Source organism: Flavobacterium flavipallidum (assembly GCF_038289905.1).
In the GTDB taxonomy this organism is placed as follows: domain Bacteria; phylum Bacteroidota; class Bacteroidia; order Flavobacteriales; family Flavobacteriaceae; genus Flavobacterium; species Flavobacterium flavipallidum.
The window spans coordinates 117,970-138,177 of sequence record NZ_JBBYHU010000001.1 but is presented as its reverse complement, the minus strand read 5'-3'; the positions used below and the strand labels follow the sequence as shown (position 1 = coordinate 138,177).

The window sequence follows — 20,208 nt, the reverse complement described above, 5'->3', positions numbered from 1 at the left end:
AAAACCAATAGTATGCATAAGATTTGTATTGTTTGGGCAGTTTTATTATGCAGTTTTGTGTCATTGGCTCAGGTTAACGAACCGGTTCAGGATACAACCAAAAGGAGATATTCTACGGGGAAAGTTCAGATGAAAGATCCTAAGAGTATTCTTTCTGCTTATACTTATGATCCAAAAACGGATAGCTATATTTATACCCATTCAGTTGAAGGTTTTTCTATTAAGTATCCTCTAATTCTAACACCAAAAGAATATGAAAATTTAGTTTTGAAAGAATCGATGAAGGATTATTTCAAAAAAAAATCTGATGCAATTGAGGGAAAGAAAAAAGGAAGTGATGTAGATAAAAAGGATTTATTGCCTCGATATTATGTGAACTCAGGATTGTTTGAGTCTATTTTTGGTAGTAATACAATTGATGTAAAGCCTACCGGCTCTGTTGAAATGGATATGGGAGTGCGGTATACTAAACAAGATAATCCTTCTTTTTCTCCTCGTAATAGGTCTAATATGGCTTTTGATTTTGATCAAAGAATTAGTATGAGTTTGATGGGAAAAGTGGGTACCCGATTAAGTGTGAATGCTAATTATGATACACAATCAACATTTGCTTTTCAAAATTTACTTAAATTAGAATATGCCCCTACCGAAGATGATATTATCCAAAAAATTGAGGTAGGAAATGTAAGCATGCCTCTAAATAGCTCTTTAATTAGAGGAGCTCAAAGTTTGTTTGGTGTGAAAACGCAGTTGCAATTTGGAAAAACAACTGTAACAGGTGTTTTTTCGGAACAAAAATCGCAAACTAAGACCGTTGTCTCTCAAGGAGGTGGAACTATCCAGGATTTTGATCTTTATGCTTTAGATTATGACAACGACAGACACTTCTTTTTGTCGCAATATTTTAGAAATAAATACGATGAAGCCCTAAAAAATTATCCTTTTATAGATAGTAGAGTTCAAATTACAAGGATTGAAGTTTGGGTAACAAATAAACAAACGCGTCTTAACACTACATCTAATAATCTTAGAAATGTAATTGCGCTTCAGGATTTGGGAGAAGCTCAGTTAACGGGTTTAAATGATAATGAAGTAGTGGTTTTAAATCCGTCAACAGGAATGTTTAATGCTCCTTTTGATACTCCTTCGGATAATGCTAATAATAAATTTGATCCAGCAAAAATTGGATTGGTAGATGGTTATTTGACAACATCTATACGTGAAATGGCTACTGCTAATGCTGGTTTTAAAGTAACTGTAAATGAAGGGCAGGATTATTCAAAATTAGAAAATGCCCGTAAGTTAACCACTAACGAATTTACTTATCATCCTCAATTAGGATATATTTCATTACAGCAAAGATTGTCAAATGATGAAATCTTAGCAGTAGCATACGAGTATACTATAGGAGATAAGGTTTATCAGGTAGGGGAATTTGGAAATGACGGTGTTGATGCAACCCTTGTTACCGGAACGCCACAATCAACTCAGGCTGTAGTTACTCAAAGTTTGGTTTTGAAAATGTTGAAAAGTAATTTAACTAATGTTTCAAATCCAGTTTGGAATTTGATGATGAAAAATATTTATCAGATTCCGGGAGCATACCAAATTAAGCAAGAGGATTTTAGATTTAATATTCTTTATACTGATCCGTCACCATTAAATTATATTACTCCTGTGACAGGATCTCCTTTTCCGGTAAATCCTTCACCGGATGAAAAAGTGGCTGAAACGCCATTATTGAATGTGTTTAATTTGGATAGATTAAATTATAACAATGATCGTCAAACCGGCGGTGATGGTTTTTTTGATTTTGTTTCTGGATTAACAATGGATACTCAAAACGGCCGCATCATTTTTACTACCAAGGAACCGTTTGGTGAATTATTGTTTAAAAAGTTGTCAACTAGTGCTGTTGAAGATTACAGTAATACAGCTACTTATAATCCTAATCAAAATAAATATGTCTTTGAAGCCTTGTATCGAAAAACTCAGGCAAAAGCCTTAGAAGACAGTGATAAAAATAAATTTCTATTAAGAGGAAAATACAAATCTTCCAGTGGTGATGGAATACCTATTGGAGCTTATAATGTACCGCAGGGTTCAGTTGTAGTCACAGCTGGAGGAAGAGTTTTAGTTGAAGGGGTTGATTATAGCGTCAATTATCAACTGGGTAGGGTTCAGATTTTGGATCCTTCCTTACAGGCATCTAACACGCCTATTAATGTTTCTTTGGAAAATAATACTGTTTTTGGTCAACAAACCAGACGATTTATGGGTGTGAATGTTGAGCATAAATTTTCGGATAATTTTACTTTAGGAGGGACTTTCCTAAAGATGACTGAAAAACCTTTTACTCAAAAATCAAATTATGGTCAAGAATCAGTAAATAATACCATTTTTGGGTTTAATACTAATTTTTCAACCGAAGTTCCTTTTTTTACAAGATTGGTCAATATGTTGCCTAATGTTGATACCGATGTACCATCTAATCTATCAGTAAGAGGTGAAATTGCGTTTTTAAAACCTGATACTCCTAAAGCAGATCAATTTCAAGGACAATCTACATTGTATGTAGATGATTTTGAAGGTACGCAATCCTCTATAGATATGCGTTCAGCTTACGCCTGGAGTTTAGCTTCAACACCTACTAATCAAGATTCAGAGTTCCCAACTACTTATGACTTTAATGGAACCTCAAATGATTTGTCCTATGGTCATAAAAGAGCAAAATTAGCTTGGTATACAATTGATCCTATTTTTTATGTTCAAAAGCCTTCAGGTGTATCTAATGATGATATCTCTTTAAATTCTACTCGAAGAATTTATAGTAGAGAATTGTATCCAACATTAGATATCGCTCAGGGACAAACACAGGTAATCAATACTTTGGATCTAACTTATTTCCCATTAGAAAGAGGGCCGTATAATAATAATTCGAATTTTAGTTTAACACCTAAAGAGAATTATGGAGGAATTATGCGCTCGTTAAGTTCGACTAATTTCGAACAAGGAAATGTTGAATATATTCAGTTTTGGGTATTAGATCCTTATGATGGTAATGGAAGTACATCAACAACAAATACTGGGAAGATTTATTTCAATTTAGGTGAAATTTCAGAAGATATTTTGAAAGATGGAAGAAAACAATACGAAAATGGTCTAGGCCCGGATCAAGTTTTAGTAAATCCAAGGCCGATTTGGGGTGATGTTCCAGCTTCACAATCATTGATTTATGCTTTTGATGCCAATGCTGATAGTAGAAAAAATCAGGATGTAGGATTGGATGGATTGACTAATAACGGAGAGGCAACAGTATATACTAATTTTGCCGGCGAATCAGATCCTGCAGCAGATGACTATACTTATTACCTGAATACTTCAGGAGGAATTAAAGAGCGCTATAAAAATTATAACGGAGTAGATGGAAATTCAGCAGTAGATATTAATGATCCTAATCGTGGTGCCACAACATTTCCTGATGTTGAAGATATCAATAGGGATAATACGATGAATACTATTAATGCTTATTATGAGTATAGTATTGATATGAAACCGGGAATGCAAATAGGAGAAAATTTTGTAACTGATATTCGTGAAGTTAATGATATCCCTTTGCCAAATGGTGATGTGGCAAAAGCCAGATGGATTCAGTTTAAAATTCCGGTATCACAGCCGCAAAATACCATTGGTAATATTAGCGATTTTAGATCGATTCGTTTTATGCGAATGTTTATGACTGGTTTTGAAGATGAAATTACGGTTCGTTTTGGAGCATTGGATTTGGTTAGAGGAGAATGGAGAAGGTATACGAGTTCATTAGATCCTACTGATACAAATGTAGATAATGATAATACGGAGTTAGATGTTACTGCTGTAAATATTCAGGAAAATGATACCAGATGTCCGGTGAATTATATTACACCACCGGGTGTAACTAGAGAACAATTGTATAATAACAATACTTTGATTAATCAAAACGAACAATCATTATCGTTGAGAGTTGCAGGAGATGGTTTAGAAATAGGTGATTCAAGAGCGGTTTTTAAAAATGTGAGTGTTGATATGCGTCAGTTTAAAAAACTTAAAATGTTTTTACATGCTGAATCTTTGAAAGGTGAGATTCCTTTAGCAGATGATCAAATGGTTGGATTCATTCGTTTTGGTAATGATTTTACACAAAATTTCTACCAAATCGAAATTCCATTAAAAGTTACACCAGCGACTGATGGTAATTGTAAGTACACTGCCGATGAAGTTTGGCCGGAAGCTAACGAAATTGATTTGTCTTTAGCATTATTAACGAAGTTAAAAACCAAATTTATGGGGGTGGATGTAAGTACTCTGCCTTTGGATGGGGTTTATTATCTTGATGATGATACTAGTGTTTCCGGAGATCCAAATGAGCGTGATGGTGATTCTAGGTTGAAATTAGGGATTAAAGGGAATCCAAATTTTGGTATGGTACGTACCTTGATGGTAGGTGTGAAAAGTAATGAAACGCATCAGAAATTAAAAGGTGAAGTCTGGTTTAATGAACTTCGTCTTGCCGAGATGGACAATCACGGTGGTATGGCTGCGGTGTTGAATGTGGATACGAATTTTGCCGATTTTGCTACTGTTTCTGCTACCGGAAAAATGAGTACTGTTGGTTTTGGAACAATAGAACAAGGTCCGAATGAAAGAAGCCGCGAAGATATGCAGCAGTATAATATCGTAACAAACCTTAATTTAGGAAAGTTGTTGCCTAATAAATGGGGGATTAATTTGCCTTTCAATTATAGTGTTGGTGAAACTACAATCAAACCGGAATATGATCCTTTTAATCAGGATATTAAGTTGAAAGAGCTTTTAAAAAATACTGATGATGCCGATGAGAGAGCTAATTTAAAAAACCGCGCTATTGATTATACTAAGCGCACCAGTATTAATTTTATTGGAGTAAGAAAACAAAGAGGTGCTGAGCAAAAGCCACATATTTATGATCCTGAAAACTTTACTTTTTCACAATCTTTCAATAAAGTAGAAAGACATGATTATGAAATTGAAGATTATTTAGATCAGCAGGCCAGTACAACAGTAGATTACGCATATAGTTTTGATAATAAACCTCTAGAGCCATTCAAGAAAACTAAATTCATGAAGAAAAGCAGTTATTGGAAGTTGTTGAGTGATTTTAATTTTAATTATTTGCCCTCTAATATCACTTTCAATACTAATATTAATAGACAGTATAATCGTCAGCAATTCAGACAAGTGGATAATGTTCCTGGTCTTGAATTGCAGCCATTGTATAGAAGAAATTTTGGATTTAATTATAATTACGGTTTCAATTTTAATTTAACGAAATCACTTAAATTTAGTTATGCAGCTTCAACAAATAATCTTGTTAAGAATTATTTGGACGACAATGATATGCCTATTGAAGATTTTACTATTTGGGATAGTTATTGGGATATTGGAGATCCAAACCGTCATACGCAACAAGTAGTTTTAAATTATGATATTCCAATCAATAAGATTCCGTTATTTAGTTTTGTAAAAGCGAGTTATTCATATACTGGAGATTATAGTTGGCAAAAATCAGCTAATGCTTTGTCTGAAATTATTGTTGACGGCGTGAATTATAATCTTGGTAACACGGTTCAAAACGCAAGAACTAATAATTTGAATGCAACTTTCAATATGGAAACCTTATATAAATATTTAGGTTTGTCCAAGAAGTCTGCACCTGTTAGAAAAGCACCTGTCGTTGCGCCTAAACCTGGGCAGAAGATTACAGCTGCACCAAAACCTCAGCTGCAGTCCAATGAGTTTGTTGATGGTGTTTTAGGTGTTTTAACCAGTATTAAAAACGTTCAGATTAATTATTCTGAAAATAGCGGAACATTGTTACCTGGTTATACTCCAAGTATAGGCTTTTTAGGTTCGTCAAGACCTTCTTTAGGATTTATTTTTGGTAGTCAGGAAGATGTTCGTTATGAGGCTGCTAAAAACGGATGGTTGACTAATTATCAAGATTTTAGTCAAAATTATACTCAGGTGACTAATAAAACATTAAGAGCTACAGCAAATGTGGATTTATTTCCGGATTTCAAAATTGATTTGAGTATGGATAGATCCTTTTCAGAGAATTTTTCAGAGCAATATGATGTTGCTTCTGATGGGACTTATAATTCACGTTCACCATATAATTATGGTATGTTTTCTATCTCAACGATGTTAATTAAAACGGCTTTTTCTCAAAGTGATGAAAATTTTTCAGCAGCTTTTAATGATTTTAGAAGTAATAGATTAATCATTGCAAATCGTTTGGCTGAGGATTATTATGGGGCAGGAAGTGTCATTCCAAGATATGGAGATGCTTTAAATCCAATTCCGGCTGATCCTATTGATCCGGATAATGATCCCGATAAAAAGAAAAGAGATATTTATCAAAATAACGAAGGTTATCCAATTGGTTTTGGAAAAAATAATCAGTCGGTTTTGTTGCCGGCATTTATTGCTGCTTATACTGGATCTGATGCATCGAGTGTTTCTAAAGGGGTGTTTAGAAGTTTCCCAATTCCAAACTGGACCATAAAGTACAACGGCTTGATGCGTTATGAAATGTTTAAAAAGAATTTCAAACGTTTCTCATTGCAACATGGATATAGAGCTTCTTATACAATTAATCAGTTTAGGTCTAATTTTGATTATGATAATAATCCGGGCGGAGTGGATGATAGTGGTAACTTTTATAACAAGATTTTAATTTCAAATGTCAATTTAGTGGAGCAGTTTAATCCGCTTGTTCGAATGGATTTTGAGTTAAAAAATTCATTAAAAGTATTAACCGAAATTAAAAGAGACCGTGCTTTGTCAATGAGTTTTGATAATAATTTATTGACTGAAGTTAAAGGTGTGGAATATATTATGGGTTTAGGTTATCGATTTAAAAATGTAATTTTTTCATCAAGACTTGCGGATAATCCAACTGGTGTTATCAAAGGAGATATTAATTTAAAGGCTGATTTGTCGTATAGAAACAATCAAACCATTGTACGTTATTTAGATTATGATAATAATCAATTGGGAGGTGGGCAAAATTTATGGTCACTCAAAGTAACAGCAGATTATTCGTTTAGTAAAAATCTGACAGCTATTTTCTATTATGATCATTCATTTTCTAAAGCGGTTATATCAACTTCCTATCCAATAACCAATATTCGTTCCGGATTTACACTTAGATATAATTTTGGTAATTAATTTATAAAAACGAGACAAAATTTAAATTGAAGATTGTTACATTTGCCAAAAAATAATTTTCATATTTCTAAATACTATTATTATGAGCATACCGGCAAATTTAAAATACACTAAAGACCACGAATGGGTAAGTCTCGAAGGAGATGTTGCTACAGTAGGAATCACTCATTTTGCTCAAAAAGAGTTGGGTGATATCGTTTATGTTGAAGTGGAAACTTTAGATCAAACACTTGAAAAAGATGAAGTTTTTGGAACAGTTGAAGCTGTAAAAACAGTTTCTGATTTGTTTCTTCCTTTAACAGGGGAAATTATTGAATTTAATTCTGGTTTAGAAGATGCTCCTGAATTAGTAAATTCAGATCCTTACGGAGAAGGTTGGATGATTAAAGTAAAAGTTTCAGATGTAGCTGAAATTGATTCTTTATTGTCTGCTGAAGCTTATAAAGAACTTATAGGTGCTTAAGAAAATCACTTTAGGTGCAGCTGTATTTTGGGCTGCAGAGATTTTGTATCTCTGTTTGATTAGAATAAGCGAGATGCCTGAAATCAAGATTTCTTATATTGATAAATACATGCACGCTTTTTTTTATTTTGTATTTAGTGTGTTGTGGTTTTATGCATTTCGTTTTTATTTTAAAAAACAAAGTCGTTCTAAGTTGTTAGTGATAGTTTTTGTTATGTCGCTTATTTTTGGAATCGCCATAGAATTGTTTCAAACCTATTTTACAACTTATCGAAATGGCGATATTTCGGATGTTATTGCAAATACGGCTGGATCAATTTTGGCCGTTTTATGTATTTATTTCTTTGATAAGAATGATTTTTTAAGTCATATCCCTAAATAGAAAGTCCTGCCTTGGCAGGATTTTTTGTTTTAAAACAGATGAATATTTTACAACTATTAAGGGATTAGAAATATAAATGTATTTTTGCGAATGCGCCAATCATACAAAAGCAACAATTGATGGATATTAGATCATTTATAGATTCCACTTATTTAAAGAGAGCTTCGCAGGCTGGTTTAGATGAAATTCAAAATCAGGAAGTTGTGAAGACTTTTGTCAAGGAAGCAGTTCAGGAAAAATTTAAGCTGATTATGATTCGGCCAGAAATGGTTTCCTTAGCTAAACAAATAATAGTTGAGGCTTCCTCAAATGTTCTTGTGGGTACGGTGATTGATTTTCCAGAAGGGAATTCTTCGATTGAAATTAAATTACAAGAAACAGCTCAGGCAATTGAAGATGGAGCTGATGAATTGGATTTTGTATGTAATTATGTGGCTTTTAAAAATGGCGAAATTGATTTAGTAAAAGAAGAAATTTTGAAAGGAACCCAATTGGTATTGGAACATAATAAAATAATCAAATGGATTATTGAAGTAGCTGCATTGACGGATAAACAAATTATTCAATTATCGGCTTTGATAAAAAATGTGGTTATAGCCCATTTTAAAGAAGCAGATTATTCCTCAGTATTTGTGAAATCTTCAACCGGATTTTACAAAACAGCAAACAATGAACCTAATGGAGCAACCAAAGAATCAATTATTATGATGTTAGAAAATGCTTCACCACTTCCTGTAAAAGCTGCCGGAGGTGTTCGGACTTACGAAGAGGTAGTAGCAATGATTAATCTGGGAGTTAAACGGATAGGGACTTCATCGGCAAAAGCAATTGTCAATGGAGGGTATAATCAAGAAGGATATTAAAACGATTAAAAAACTTATGAATAAATTTAGACTGTTCTTATTGTTTTGTTTTACGGGTGTTTTGGGTTTTGCTCAAAATAATAAACTGTTGGTTTCTGAGCGATTTCCTGTTTTTTCATCTTGCACTAATTTAGAGGATAAAGCATTAGAAAATTGTTTTTATACCGAAGTTCAGGAGTTTGTTTTTCAAAATTTTGTTGTTCCTGAAGAATTGGTACGAAATAATTTCCAAGGAAATGTAAAAGTGCTTTTTGAAGTAGATGCTAATGGTTTTTTCAAGGTAATTTATGTGAATGCTGTTGATGAGAATTTAATAGCAGAAACGAAACGAGTTTTTGCTAAATTTCCAAAAATTACCCCGGCAACTTACAATGGAAAACCGGAATATTCGAAATATAATATCACTATTGCAATTCCTTTAAAAAGTGTTGCAACATTGGAAGCAGAGAATCTAGCTAAAGCGGATATTCTTAGAAATACAACCCAACAATTGACGGAATTAGATTCTATTGTGTATCATAAATACAATAATCCCGAGTTTGAAAGTCATTTAAATATTCCGTTTTCACATAGTTATTATGCGCAGTTTGATGCTAAAATAAATAAAGTAGGAAGCAATAATCATACGGCTTCAAAACCGTATACGTATGCTGAAGTTTCTAAATATTTTGATTTTAAAAAAATCAATGAACAATTGAAGAAACCTGCTTCCGACTGGTGGACCAGAAAATTATGGAATGAAAATACTGTTGAAATTAAAGGAGAAGATTATTGGTTTACATTGAATCCTGTGTTGGATTTACAATTTGGAAGGGCTTCAGGGAATAAATCGGTAAATACATTTGTAAATACAAGAGCCATGAATTTTAGAGGTGGTTTAGGAAGTAAAATTAATTTTACCACAACTATTTTTGAAAGTCAGGGACGTTTTGCTGATTATTATAATCAATATGCGGCGTCTATAAAACCTTCGGGTGGTAATCCTGCGGTAATTCCGGGTATTGGTATTGCTAAACAATTTAAAACCGATGCCTACGATTTTCCTTTGGCGGAAGCCAATATCACTTTTGCTCCCAATACATTTATGGATATGCAATTGGGTTATGGTCGAAATTTTATTGGTGATGGTTACCGTTCGTTGTTAGAAAGCGATGGGGCGAGTCCGTATCCTTATTTTAAGTTGAATACTAAGTTTTGGAAGATAAAATATACCAATACTTTCATGTGGTTAAAAGATATTCGTCCGGAAGTGACGGTTGATAAAACCTATGCGACTAAATTTATGGCCAATCACTATTTGAGTTGGAATGTTTCGAATAGATTAAATTTAGGTTTCTTCGAATCGGTGGTGTGGACGAATAGTAATGACAGAGGATTTGATGCCAGTTTTATTAATCCGATTATTTTTTACCGTGCTGTTGAATTTGGGTCTTCTTCTAAGTCGGGGAATGCTTTGCTTGGTTTGATATTTAAGTACAAATGGAACAATCAAATTAATTTTTACGGACAATTTCTTTTAGACGAGTTTTCTTTGAATGATATCAAAGAAGGCGATAATAGTTGGAAAAATAAATATGGTTATCAGTTAGGTGCTAAGTATTATAATGCTTTCAATGTACCTAATTTGTTATTGCAACTGGAGTACAACCGTGTAAGGCCTTATGTGTATTCGCACAGTGAACCAATTACCAATTACGGTCATAACAATCAAAGTTTAGGACATCAATGGGGGGCTAATTTTGGTGAATTCATCGCTATTGCCCGCTACCACCAGGGAAGATGGTTTGCTGATTTTAAATTAACAGCTGCGGTTAGAGGATTTGATTTTGCAGCTGCAGGAGCGAATTCTAATTACGGAACGAATATTTACCGTGATTATGATGAAGAGCGCTATGCTGATTCAGGGGTGCTAGTAGGACAGGGTAATAAAGCTAAATTTTTTATGACCGACATTCAGGGTGGTTATTTAATTAACCCTTCGTCTAACTTGAAATTATTTGCGAGTTATATCTATAGAGATTTTAACCCAATGCAAAATACTGCTACTACAATCAAAGAAAGTACGAATTGGTTTTCTATTGGATTGCGCTCGGATATTTTTAATTGGTATTTTGATTATTGATTTTTTTGACTTTAAGTCATTTGTTTTCTCTGTATTTAACCATTGAGAGGCACGAAGCAAACTTATTAAGTATTTCTATAAGTTGATGGTAATGATTGCAAATCTGTGAAATCAGATGTTGTTTTTAAAAAATGTTAGCGAAATTTATTTAAAATAATAACCTAGAGATATTTGTAAAAGGCTGTTAGTAACTCCATGATTGTAATTATTACTATTGAGAGGAGGTTCAAATTCTAGTATTTTTGTAAAACCTTGATACATATTAAACTCAATAAAAATCTTGTTGATTTCATATCCAAATCCCAAATTTAATCCTGAATCAATTTTTTTATCAATATTACCAAAATCATTATCTGTTTTTTTGACGTCTAATAGATAACCAAATTGTGGACCAATAATAATGTAAGGTTTGGAGAAGAATTTAAAGTTGAGAGGAATGTTTATGTAACTAAGTTTGTAATCTAAACTATTATCGTTAATACTTAAAGAAGCTCCAGGACCTTTTTTTCTATCACCTTGTTGAGAAAAAACTAATTTTGGTCTAAAAGCAATTTTTTCATTGAGGTTGATCTCATAAAGTGCTCCGAAATGTATTCCAAAAGTTTTATCAATAGGTGGATTTTTTAAAAAACCATTACTTAAGAAAGAATTATTAAGTCCTCCAAGAACGGCAAATTTGCTTTGTGAAAAATTTAATAAAGGGACTAAAAAAAGCATTAAATAGATTGCTATGTTTTTCTTCATTCTAATTTTGTTTTAATTTTTGTCTACTCGTTTTAGAAATGGCTTAATCACTATGATAAATTCTCTTTTTGATTTTCTGATAGTGATAATTTTTTGTTTTGCTTAATTCAAATATATAGAAAAATTTTACAAAATATAGAATTGGTATTTAGTTACTTAAAAAAAGTCTACATATTATGAGAACCATAAATTTTTCTTCAACAATATTTTATGATTAGATTTTTGTCAATTCCCTTTTGATGCGTTACTTTTGCAGCAGTTTTACAAAAACCTAATGAAAACGGCATTGAGCACAACTACAACTACAGTTTCCCTGAAATCTATTTTTACCGATTTTAAAGAAATCACTAAGGCAGGATTAGCTATTAGTGTGTTGTTTTCGTCTATAGCAGGCTATCTTTTAGGTTTTAATGATGAACAGCCTTTTCAATGGTTGGTTTTATTGATGCTTTGTATAGGAGGTTATTGTATGGTGGGAGCATCAAATGCATTCAATCAGGTGATTGAAAAGGATTTGGATGTGTTGATGGATCGTACAAAGAATCGTCCTGTACCATCAGGCAGAATGTCTTCTGGGTTGGCTTTGGTAGTTGCAAGTTTGCTTACTGTTATTGGTTTGGTTTTGTTGTACATGATCAATCCTAAAACGGCCATGTTTGGGGCTATATCTATATTTTTATACACTTGTGTTTATACACCGCTTAAAACTATTACGCCTTTATCGGTTTTTGTGGGAGCTTTTCCTGGGGCGATTCCTTTTATGTTAGGATGGGTAGCGGCTACTGGTGATTTTGGAATTGAAGCTGGAACTTTGTTTTTGATTCAGTTTTTCTGGCAATTTCCACATTTTTGGGCTATAGGTTGGTTTTTGTATGATGATTATGCAAAAGCTGGTTTTTATATGTTGCCAACAGGGAAACAGGATAATGGAACTGCTATGCAAGTAATTTTGTATACAGTATGGTTGCTTGTTGCTTCTTTGTTGCCTTGTTTAGGTTATACCGGGAAACTATTTATTAGTTCCTATGCAGCCGTTGCGGTATTTTTATTAGGACTTTGGATGTTGTATTATGCGGTGCGGCTTCATAAGTTGAAAACATCAAAAGCTGCAAGAACATTAATGTTGGTGAGTGTTTCTTATATTTCATTATTACAATTGGTTTATATAATAGATAAATTTTTAAGATAGTTATGAGTGTTACAATAACAGCAGAGGAGCAAAAACAACGCAGCGCAAAGTCGGCTAAGATGATTTTGTTGTTTGCAATGGTGAGTATGTTTATGATGTTTGCTGGTTTGACCAGTGCTTTCATTGTGAGTAAGTCAAGAGTAGACTGGTTGAATAATTTTCAGTTGCCAATGGCTTTTTATATAAGTACGATTTTGATTGTTGCTTGTAGTATTACTTTTCATTTAGCTAAAAAAGCGATTCAAAAAGACGATCGAAGTCAGACTACTTTAATGCTTGTAGCTACTTTAGTGTTAGGAGTTGCATTTGTGATTTCTCAATTTGCTGGTTTCGGACAAATAATTGAAAGTGGTTATTACTTGACAGGACAGGGGAGTTCAATAACGGTGACTTTTCTTTATATTATTGCTTTTATGCACCTGTTGCACTTAGCAGGTGGGTTAATTTCGCTTTTAATTATAATTTATAATCATTTTAAACAAAAATACAATTCGACTCAAACTCTTGGTATAGAACTAGGTGCAATGTACTGGCACTTTTTGGATTTACTATGGGTTTTATTATTTTTATTTATATATTTCTTTAAATAAGAAAAAAACGTAAATTTGGGAACTTTTTAACGAATAACTTTTATGGAAGCGACAGTTACTACTGCAAATAACGAAGGAACAACTTGGGGAGGCGGCAATGAGCCAATGAAAGCAAGTTATGGTAAAATGATGATGTGGTTCTTTATCATGTCTGATGCCTTGACTTTCTCTGGATTTTTAGCGGCTTACGGTTTTTCAAGATTTAAATTTATTGAAACTTGGCCTTTGGCCGATGAAGTGTTTACTCACTTCCCATTTATGCATGGGGTTAATGCTCCAATGTATTATGTTGCATTTATGACTTTTATTTTGATTTTTTCATCTGTGACAATGGTTTTAGCTGTTGATGCAGGTCATCAAATGAAAAAAAACAAAGTTATTGTGTACATGTTTTTAACCATTATTGGTGGTTTAATTTTCGTTGGTTCTCAAGCTTGGGAGTGGAAAAACTTTATCAACGGAGAATATGGAGCTGTTGAAACAAAAGGAGGAAGTATTCTTCAGTTTGTGGGTAAAGATGGTAAACAAATTGCATTAGCTGATTTTGCTGTTCAATTGCCAGAAGAAAGAGCACAGTTGTCAAGAAGTCGTGGTACATGGTTTCAAGAAGAAGCTGCTTTGCCTTCTTATTCAGTAGCTGAAGTACAAGCTGGTTTTAAAGCACACCCTGATGTTTTAATTAGAACAGAAGTAATCAAAGACAAACAAAAAACAATTCTTTCAAGAGCAGAATCTGAAGCGAGATTGAAAGATGCTGTTTTGGTAGTAGAAGGAGCTAACTTAGTAAGAAACGAATACGGAAATAAATTATTTGCTGATTTCTTTTTCTTTATTACAGGTTTCCATGGATTCCACGTATTTTCTGGAGTTATTATTAATATCATTATTTTCTTCAATGTGTTGTTAGGAACATATGAGAAAAGAAAAAGTTATGAAATGGTAGAGAAAGTTGGATTGTACTGGCACTTTGTTGACTTGGTGTGGGTATTTGTATTTACAGTTTTCTATCTAGTTTAATTTTTTAAAGTTTTATATTATGGCACATGCACATGAATCAAATGCAGGTAGAATTTGGAAAGTATTTGCAATTTTATCAGTAGTTACAATTATAGAGGTAATTTTAGGGATTTACAAACCGGATGCTTTACACCGAGGATATCTACTTGGTATGAGTTTGTTAAATTGGATATTCTATGGACTTACAATTTTTAAGGCATATTATATTGTATGGGCGTTTATGCACTTAGAAGGTGAAGAATCAAGTCTTAAATGGTCTATAGTTTTACCAATTATTTTTCTTGTCTTATACTTACTTTTCATTCTGTTGACTGAAGGGGATTATATTTATGGGGTTTTTAAAGATTCAACTATTAAATGGAATTTTTAACACTATATTAATTCAAAAAAAGGGCACGCATTGCGTGCCTTTTTTTATTTTTGCACTTTATAAATACCCTTTTCCTGATGAAGAAAAATATTGTTCTTTTTTCCCTTTTTATATTGCCAATTGTTGCATATCTGTTTTTTGCTTCGGGAGTTAATAGTTTTACCAAATTACCTACAATTACGTCTAAAGTTGCTGACTTAGGTAATTGGAAATCTCTAAAAGGGGAGCAAGTAAGTTTAAATAATAAAATTACGATACTAGGTTTTTCGGGTACTGAAATTTTGAAAAATAGAGGGAATCTTTTTAATCTAAACGAGAAAATTTACCAACGATATCATAATTTCAAAGATTTACAGTTTGTGATGGTTTGCCCTTTAGGAACTGAAAAAGATGTTGAAAATATTATGGATGCTTTCGATGATTTTACGGATGTTTCACACTGGCATTTTGTTTTTACTACTCCTGAGGAAATCAATACGTTTTATTCTCAACTGAAATTAGTTAATAAATTAGATGCTAATTTTGGAACTTCTAATGTTTATATAATTGACAAAGAAAGAAATTTGAGAGGTCGAAAAGACAAGAAAGAATATTTAGAAGGTTATGATACTTTTCATCCATCTGAGTTAAGTAATGAAATGTTGGATGATTTTAAAGTAATTCTGTATGAATATCGCGCTGCTTTAAAAAAGAATCATAACGCGACTAAACAATTGTAAATAGTTTATTATGTTAAAAAATAAATCCTTTATTGGAATCGCATTTATAGTTTTGATTTTCGGTATTTATGCTGTGCCTAAAATTATTAACCGTGTTCAAAATAGTAATGTTGTAAAGGCCGATCGTTTAGATAAACTTTCCTCTTCTGCTGATGCTGAAGGAGTTTTGGAAAAAATAGGTCCAGCTCCTAAATTCGAATTAACAAATCAGGATGGGAAAAAGATAAATAATGATAGTTATAAAGGAAAAGTTTATGTTTTGGAATTTTTCTTTACCACTTGTCCTTCTATTTGTCCTAAAATGAACCAAAGTATGTTAGTCCTTGAAAAAAAATTCTTTGGCAATCCTAATTTCGGAATTGTATCTATAACTATTGATCCTATGCATGATACTCCTGAAGTATTAAAAGATCATGCACAATTGCTAGGTGTTAAATCATCAAATTGGAATTTTTTGACAGGAGACAGGCAAACTATTTTTGATTTGGCCAACAAAGGATTTAATCTTTATGCCGGAGAAAATGCTAAAGTTAATGGTGGATTTGAACACTCAGGAATGTTTGCTTTAATCGATAAGAATGGTAATATTCGTTGTAGAAAAGATGAATTTGGAAATCCAATTTTATACTATGATGGATTAGAAAAAGCAGGAGTTAGAGACATTCAACAAGATATAAGTATTTTATTAGCAGAATAAATCATGGAAAAACAAAATTTAGAAACAAAATATAATAAGTGGATTGTTGTTTTATCGGTAGCTATTCCATTAGTAGTAGCTTTGCTTTTTGGGGTTAATTTAAGAAAGTTGGGTTATGATGTAGAGCCATTATCTTTTTTACCTCCAATTTATGCTACTATAAACGGAATAACTGCTATTTTGTTAGTATTGGCAGTACGTGCTGTAAAAAATGGTAACGTTAAGTTACACGAAAATTTAATGAAAACTGCAATTGCTTGTTCAGTTGCTTTTCTAGGGATGTATGTGGCTTATCACATGACTTCCGATTCGACTAAATTTGGAGGTGAAGGAATTATTAAATATGTGTACTATTTTATTTTGGTGACGCATATTGTATTGTCAATTGCTATTATTCCATTGGTTTTAATCACTTATGTACGTGCTCTGGCAGAAGTATTCGATAAACATAAAAAAATAGCCAAAATTACTTTTCCAATTTGGTTGTATGTTGCAGTAACAGGTGTGATAGTATATTTAATGATTGCTCCTTATTATGCACACTAAAGTTAAAAGTCAGAAGTTAGAAGTAGTTAGAGTAGAATCTTCAAGAATTCAAATCCTAAATTCCAAAACTATGACCATGTTTTTTGGAATTTGTTTTTTGTTTTTTGGAATTGCAACTTATGCGCAATGCGCTATGTGTAGAGCCGCATTAACTAATGATGCCAATATAAAACAGGCAGAAGCTGTAAATGACGGAATTGTTTACCTGATGGTTATTCCTTATTTATTAGTGGCCCTTGTGGGTTATTTTGTCTACAAAATGAGAAAAACCAAATCCAAAACGGAATAGATTTATTCTAATCCGTCTACCGAAATATGGATTTGTCCATTTACTTTTACAAAAGCAATGATCGCATTTTGACTTAATTCAATTTTTTGAAATTGAATATCCTCCATTTTTCCATTAACAAAAACCCCTTTCATAGGTGAATAATTGTTTAGGTAATTGAGCATGGTTTTCTTGCCTTCCTCCAAATTAGGTTTGATGGAATAACGACAGTTTTGTTGAATTTTTTTCAAGATTAATCCTTGAGCAAGCCAGTTTGCTGTTCGTAATAATTTGTTCTGTGTGTCTAAAACATAGTTGAGTTCGTCAAAATAGATTTCTTTTTTAGCGGCATCGTATTTTGGAAATCCAGTTAAATAGACAGTTCCGTTTAGGGAACCTGTTAAATCAAGAGCAATGACCATTTTGCCGCTTTTATGCCATACAGAGACATCCTGAACTGTTACTTTTCTTTTGCCGGAACTGAAAGTTTCCCCTGAAAAATTTTTCTTGATAATTCTCGAAGCATCCTGATAGCTTGAAACAGCTACGATATTGGCGTTGATTTGATCCGGAATTTTACTTACTGTTTTTAAAGTGATTTTATTACTGTCAAATTTGGTTTCAGGTGTTTGTCCAACGATAGTTTCCATGTTGCATTTGATTCCCATTTGCAATAAAAAAGAATCATTTTTAAGATGCGAAGTTGTAGAGTAAATTTCCAATGGAACGATTCTTAGCCAACTCTCATAGGCTTCATTCATTTGAAACGGAGTGCAAATTTTTTCTAAAGCAGCGAATACATTTGGTTTAAAATCAGTTGATTTTTCTATTGCTTCATCTATTTTTTTTTCAATTTTTGATTTAAATAATTTTATGGAAGGATTAATTAAATAAGTGACCGGCATGTTTTTGCCAAAAACAGTCATAGTTGGACTCTCATTCCAATCCAGAGAGGTTAATTCGGTAATTGTTTTGAGTTTCCAGTTGTTTAAATTTACTTTACTATTAAGGGTTACAATTCCGTTTAGATTAAATTCTTTAGTGTTGTAAAGTGAAACACCCATGGTTTTGGTACCAATTCGATATTTGATAGTAGCTTTTAATGGAAGAATTGTGGTGATTTTTTCAGAATTAGCATCATTGCTGTTTTTAATTGTGATAGGTGCTAATTTCCAGATTTTCATTTCGATATCGTCATCTTCAATGTTGTTGTCTTCGTAAATTAAACCGTTTAAGAAAGTATTGGTTTTGTTCTCAATATCTTTAAGTTTGATATTGATAGGTAAATTGAGAAATGAAGGGATATTGTTGTAAATAATTGGACTGGCATCATCCGGTTCCGGTTTTAAAGTTGCTAGTTTTTGAGAAGTGGAACAACTCCAAAGAGTCATTAGTATTATGGAAACAGCTAGAAAGACAGTCTTTTTCATCTGATAGATTTGATGCTGTAAATTTAGAAAAAGCTTTGATTTTTTTATCTAAAAAGTATAAAGCTAAATTGATGTAGTTTTTTGGGTTAATATTGTGAAATGTTTTGTTAAGATGTATGCGTTGTTAATTAATAAAAAATTATTTTTGTGTAGTAACTTTACTTCATTTTATCCGGATGATATGAATCAAATTAAACAAAGGAGTTTATTGCTCATGCTTTTTCTTAGTTTTTTTAGTTATGGACAGTCTAAGAAATGGTCTCTGGAAGAGTGTGTTAAATATGCTGTAGAACATAATATATCCATTCGTCAATCTGAGCTAGACACACAAACTGCTGGGATTGATAAAAAAGATGCTTTTGGAATGTTTCTTCCTAGTGTGTCAGCTTCGGTTTCTCATTCCTGGAATATTGGTTTGAATCAGGATATCACTACAGGACTTTTGAAAAATCAAACAACACAATTTACTTCGGCTGGAGCCAATGTTGGAGTTGATATTTATAAGGGATTGCAAAATGTAAATAATTTAAGAAAAGCGAATCTTTCGATTTTGGCATCCAAATACCAATTGCAAAAAATGCAGGAAGATATTGCGTTGAATGTGGCAAATGCTTTTTTGCAGGTGCTTTTCAATAAAGAGAATTTAAAGGTTCAAAATGAACAACTGGCTATTGATACAAAACAATTGAAAAGAACACAGGAATTAATCAATGCCGGAAATTTACCAAAAGGAGATTTGTTAGATGTAAAAGCTACAATCGCTTCAGATAATCAAAAAATAATTACTGCTGAAAATGCTTTATTGATTTCTAAATTAAGTTTGGCTCAGTTGCTGCAATTGGGTAGTTTTGAAAATTTTGATGTTGATGATACTGATAAATTTCAGATGGATCAGGCTATTTTGTCGCAAACGCCAACTAATATTTATGAAAAGGCAAAACAGGAACGAGTAGAGCTTAAAATAGCGCGGACGAATTTAGAAATTGCTCAGAAAAATGTGAGTATTGCTAAAGGTGCTTACCAACCCACATTGAGAGGTTTTTATAATTTTAACAGCCGTGTTTCTTATGCTGATGTGGCATTGCGTGATAACACAACAGGGGCAATTATAGGGACTCAGGCGCCACCTAAATTTTTTGATCAGTTTAGTGATAACAAAGGACAGTCTTTTGGTGGGCAGTTAAATATTCCAATTTTTAATGGTTTTTCAACCCGCAATAATGTAGAGCGATCTAAAGTAAGTTTTGAGAAATCTAAAATTGCATTAGAGCAACAGGAATTGGATTTACAACGCAATGTTTACACGGCTTTTACTGATGCTAAAGGTGCTTTGAAAGCGTATGAATCTGCTGTTCAGGCCTTGGATTCTAGGTTAGAATCGTATAATTATGCCAGAGAAAAATTTGAAGTAGGCTTGATGAATGCATTCGAGTTAAGTCAGTCGCAAACTTTACTCTCGGGAGCGCAATCAGAGCTGTTAAGAACCAAATACGATTATATTTTTAAAACAAAAATTTTAGAATTCTATTTTGGAATTCCTATCATAAAAAATTAGATGCA

Annotated in this window: 16 protein-coding genes; 14 read left to right on the top strand and 2 right to left on the bottom strand. The window is 32.7% G+C overall.

Translation table 11 applies throughout. The features are described 5' to 3' along the window. Positions 1–12: 12 nt before the first annotated feature. The 5 genes from sov to AAEO59_RS00615 all read left to right on the top strand — a co-directional run bounded on the left by sov (position 13) and on the right by AAEO59_RS00615 (position 11,078). The gene (sov, locus tag AAEO59_RS00635; protein ID WP_341698831.1) at positions 13–7,248 is read left to right on the top strand and encodes a T9SS outer membrane translocon Sov/SprA; all 7,236 of its coding nucleotides are present in this window, start codon (positions 13–15) and stop codon (positions 7,246–7,248) included. 82 nt (positions 7,249–7,330) lie between these two features. After that, positions 7,331–7,711, top strand: a complete 381-nt coding sequence (gene gcvH, locus AAEO59_RS00630) for a glycine cleavage system protein GcvH (RefSeq protein WP_341698830.1) — start codon at positions 7,331–7,333, stop codon at positions 7,709–7,711. After that, positions 7,704–8,093, top strand: coding sequence for a VanZ family protein (locus tag AAEO59_RS00625; protein ID WP_341698829.1), 390 nt, complete (start codon positions 7,704–7,706; stop codon positions 8,091–8,093). Before gcvH ends, AAEO59_RS00625 begins: the two co-directional genes overlap by 8 nt. 119 nt (positions 8,094–8,212) lie before the next feature. Next, entirely contained in the window at positions 8,213–8,956 is a 744-nt protein-coding gene (gene deoC / locus AAEO59_RS00620; protein ID WP_341698828.1) for a deoxyribose-phosphate aldolase, read from the top strand. A gap of 16 nt (positions 8,957–8,972) precedes the next feature. After that, positions 8,973–11,078, top strand: coding sequence for an energy transducer TonB (locus tag AAEO59_RS00615; protein ID WP_341698827.1), 2,106 nt, complete (start codon positions 8,973–8,975; stop codon positions 11,076–11,078). A 144-nt stretch (positions 11,079–11,222) separates the two neighbouring features. Here AAEO59_RS00615 and AAEO59_RS00610 read toward each other — a convergent pair whose 3' ends face one another. Continuing rightward, complete coding sequence (locus AAEO59_RS00610) at positions 11,223–11,822, bottom strand: porin family protein (protein WP_341698826.1); 600 nt, start codon at positions 11,820–11,822, stop codon at positions 11,223–11,225. Between the two features lie 274 nt (positions 11,823–12,096). On the opposite strand from AAEO59_RS00610, the gene cyoE reads away from it, so the two are divergent. From cyoE to AAEO59_RS00570, 8 genes are all read left to right on the top strand, one after another. Continuing rightward, positions 12,097–13,011: a heme o synthase gene (gene cyoE / locus AAEO59_RS00605; RefSeq protein WP_341698825.1), complete on the top strand. Its 915-nt coding sequence runs from the start codon at positions 12,097–12,099 to the stop codon at positions 13,009–13,011. A 2-nt stretch (positions 13,012–13,013) separates the two neighbouring features. Then, positions 13,014–13,601: a cytochrome c oxidase subunit 3 gene (locus AAEO59_RS00600; protein WP_341698824.1), complete on the top strand. Its 588-nt coding sequence runs from the start codon at positions 13,014–13,016 to the stop codon at positions 13,599–13,601. Positions 13,602–13,643: 42 nt separating this feature from the next. Next, positions 13,644–14,618 (top strand): cytochrome c oxidase subunit 3, encoded by a 975-nt coding sequence (locus AAEO59_RS00595; RefSeq protein ID WP_341698823.1) that lies wholly within the window; start codon positions 13,644–13,646, stop codon positions 14,616–14,618. Positions 14,619–14,637: 19 nt separating this feature from the next. Next, positions 14,638–14,988 (top strand): cytochrome C oxidase subunit IV family protein, encoded by a 351-nt coding sequence (locus tag AAEO59_RS00590; RefSeq protein ID WP_341698822.1) that lies wholly within the window; start codon positions 14,638–14,640, stop codon positions 14,986–14,988. 77 nt (positions 14,989–15,065) lie between these two features. Next, positions 15,066–15,707, top strand: coding sequence for a hypothetical protein (locus tag AAEO59_RS00585; RefSeq protein WP_341698821.1), 642 nt, complete (start codon positions 15,066–15,068; stop codon positions 15,705–15,707). Positions 15,708–15,717: 10 nt separating this feature from the next. Beyond that, on the top strand, positions 15,718–16,404 hold the full coding sequence (locus tag AAEO59_RS00580) for an SCO family protein (RefSeq protein WP_341698820.1): 687 nt from the start codon (positions 15,718–15,720) through the stop codon (positions 16,402–16,404). Positions 16,405–16,407: 3 nt separating this feature from the next. After that, positions 16,408–16,950 (top strand): DUF420 domain-containing protein, encoded by a 543-nt coding sequence (locus AAEO59_RS00575; RefSeq protein ID WP_341698819.1) that lies wholly within the window; start codon positions 16,408–16,410, stop codon positions 16,948–16,950. Further along, positions 16,940–17,239 carry a hypothetical protein gene (locus AAEO59_RS00570; RefSeq protein ID WP_341698818.1) on the top strand — a complete coding sequence of 100 codons (300 nt, stop codon included), beginning with the start codon at positions 16,940–16,942 and terminating at the stop codon, positions 17,237–17,239. The genes AAEO59_RS00575 and AAEO59_RS00570 overlap by 11 nt, the downstream gene beginning before the upstream one ends. Before the next feature lie 2 nt (positions 17,240–17,241). On the opposite strand, the gene AAEO59_RS00565 is transcribed toward AAEO59_RS00570, so the two are convergent. After that, a complete protein-coding gene (locus tag AAEO59_RS00565; protein ID WP_341698817.1) occupies positions 17,242–18,648 on the bottom strand; it encodes a DUF4403 family protein in 1,407 nt (468 codons plus the stop codon). A gap of 181 nt (positions 18,649–18,829) precedes the next feature. Between AAEO59_RS00565 and AAEO59_RS00560 the strand changes: the two genes are divergently transcribed. Beyond that, positions 18,830–20,203, top strand: coding sequence for a TolC family protein (locus AAEO59_RS00560; RefSeq protein ID WP_341698816.1), 1,374 nt, complete (start codon positions 18,830–18,832; stop codon positions 20,201–20,203). Positions 20,204–20,208: the final 5 nt, after the last annotated feature.

What these genes read in the sequence shown, in the direction of transcription:
- sov (WP_341698831.1), top strand. Translation starts at nt 13, where the DNA reads ATGCATAAGATTTGTATTGTTTGGGCAGTTTTATTATGCAGTTTTGTG.
- gcvH (WP_341698830.1), top strand. Translation starts at nt 7,331, where the DNA reads ATGAGCATACCGGCAAATTTAAAATACACTAAAGACCACGAATGGGTA.
- deoC (WP_341698828.1), top strand. Translation starts at nt 8,213, where the DNA reads ATGGATATTAGATCATTTATAGATTCCACTTATTTAAAGAGAGCTTCG.
- AAEO59_RS00615 (WP_341698827.1), top strand. Translation starts at nt 8,973, where the DNA reads ATGAATAAATTTAGACTGTTCTTATTGTTTTGTTTTACGGGTGTTTTG.
- AAEO59_RS00610 (WP_341698826.1), bottom strand. Translation starts at nt 11,822, where the DNA reads ATGAAGAAAAACATAGCAATCTATTTAATGCTTTTTTTAGTCCCTTTA.
- cyoE (WP_341698825.1), top strand. Translation starts at nt 12,097, where the DNA reads ATGAAAACGGCATTGAGCACAACTACAACTACAGTTTCCCTGAAATCT.
- AAEO59_RS00600 (WP_341698824.1), top strand. Translation starts at nt 13,014, where the DNA reads ATGAGTGTTACAATAACAGCAGAGGAGCAAAAACAACGCAGCGCAAAG.
- AAEO59_RS00595 (WP_341698823.1), top strand. Translation starts at nt 13,644, where the DNA reads ATGGAAGCGACAGTTACTACTGCAAATAACGAAGGAACAACTTGGGGA.
- AAEO59_RS00590 (WP_341698822.1), top strand. Translation starts at nt 14,638, where the DNA reads ATGGCACATGCACATGAATCAAATGCAGGTAGAATTTGGAAAGTATTT.
- AAEO59_RS00585 (WP_341698821.1), top strand. Translation starts at nt 15,066, where the DNA reads ATGAAGAAAAATATTGTTCTTTTTTCCCTTTTTATATTGCCAATTGTT.
- AAEO59_RS00580 (WP_341698820.1), top strand. Translation starts at nt 15,718, where the DNA reads ATGTTAAAAAATAAATCCTTTATTGGAATCGCATTTATAGTTTTGATT.
- AAEO59_RS00575 (WP_341698819.1), top strand. Translation starts at nt 16,408, where the DNA reads ATGGAAAAACAAAATTTAGAAACAAAATATAATAAGTGGATTGTTGTT.
- AAEO59_RS00570 (WP_341698818.1), top strand. Translation starts at nt 16,940, where the DNA reads ATGCACACTAAAGTTAAAAGTCAGAAGTTAGAAGTAGTTAGAGTAGAA.
- AAEO59_RS00565 (WP_341698817.1), bottom strand. Translation starts at nt 18,648, where the DNA reads ATGAAAAAGACTGTCTTTCTAGCTGTTTCCATAATACTAATGACTCTT.
- AAEO59_RS00560 (WP_341698816.1), top strand. Translation starts at nt 18,830, where the DNA reads ATGAATCAAATTAAACAAAGGAGTTTATTGCTCATGCTTTTTCTTAGT.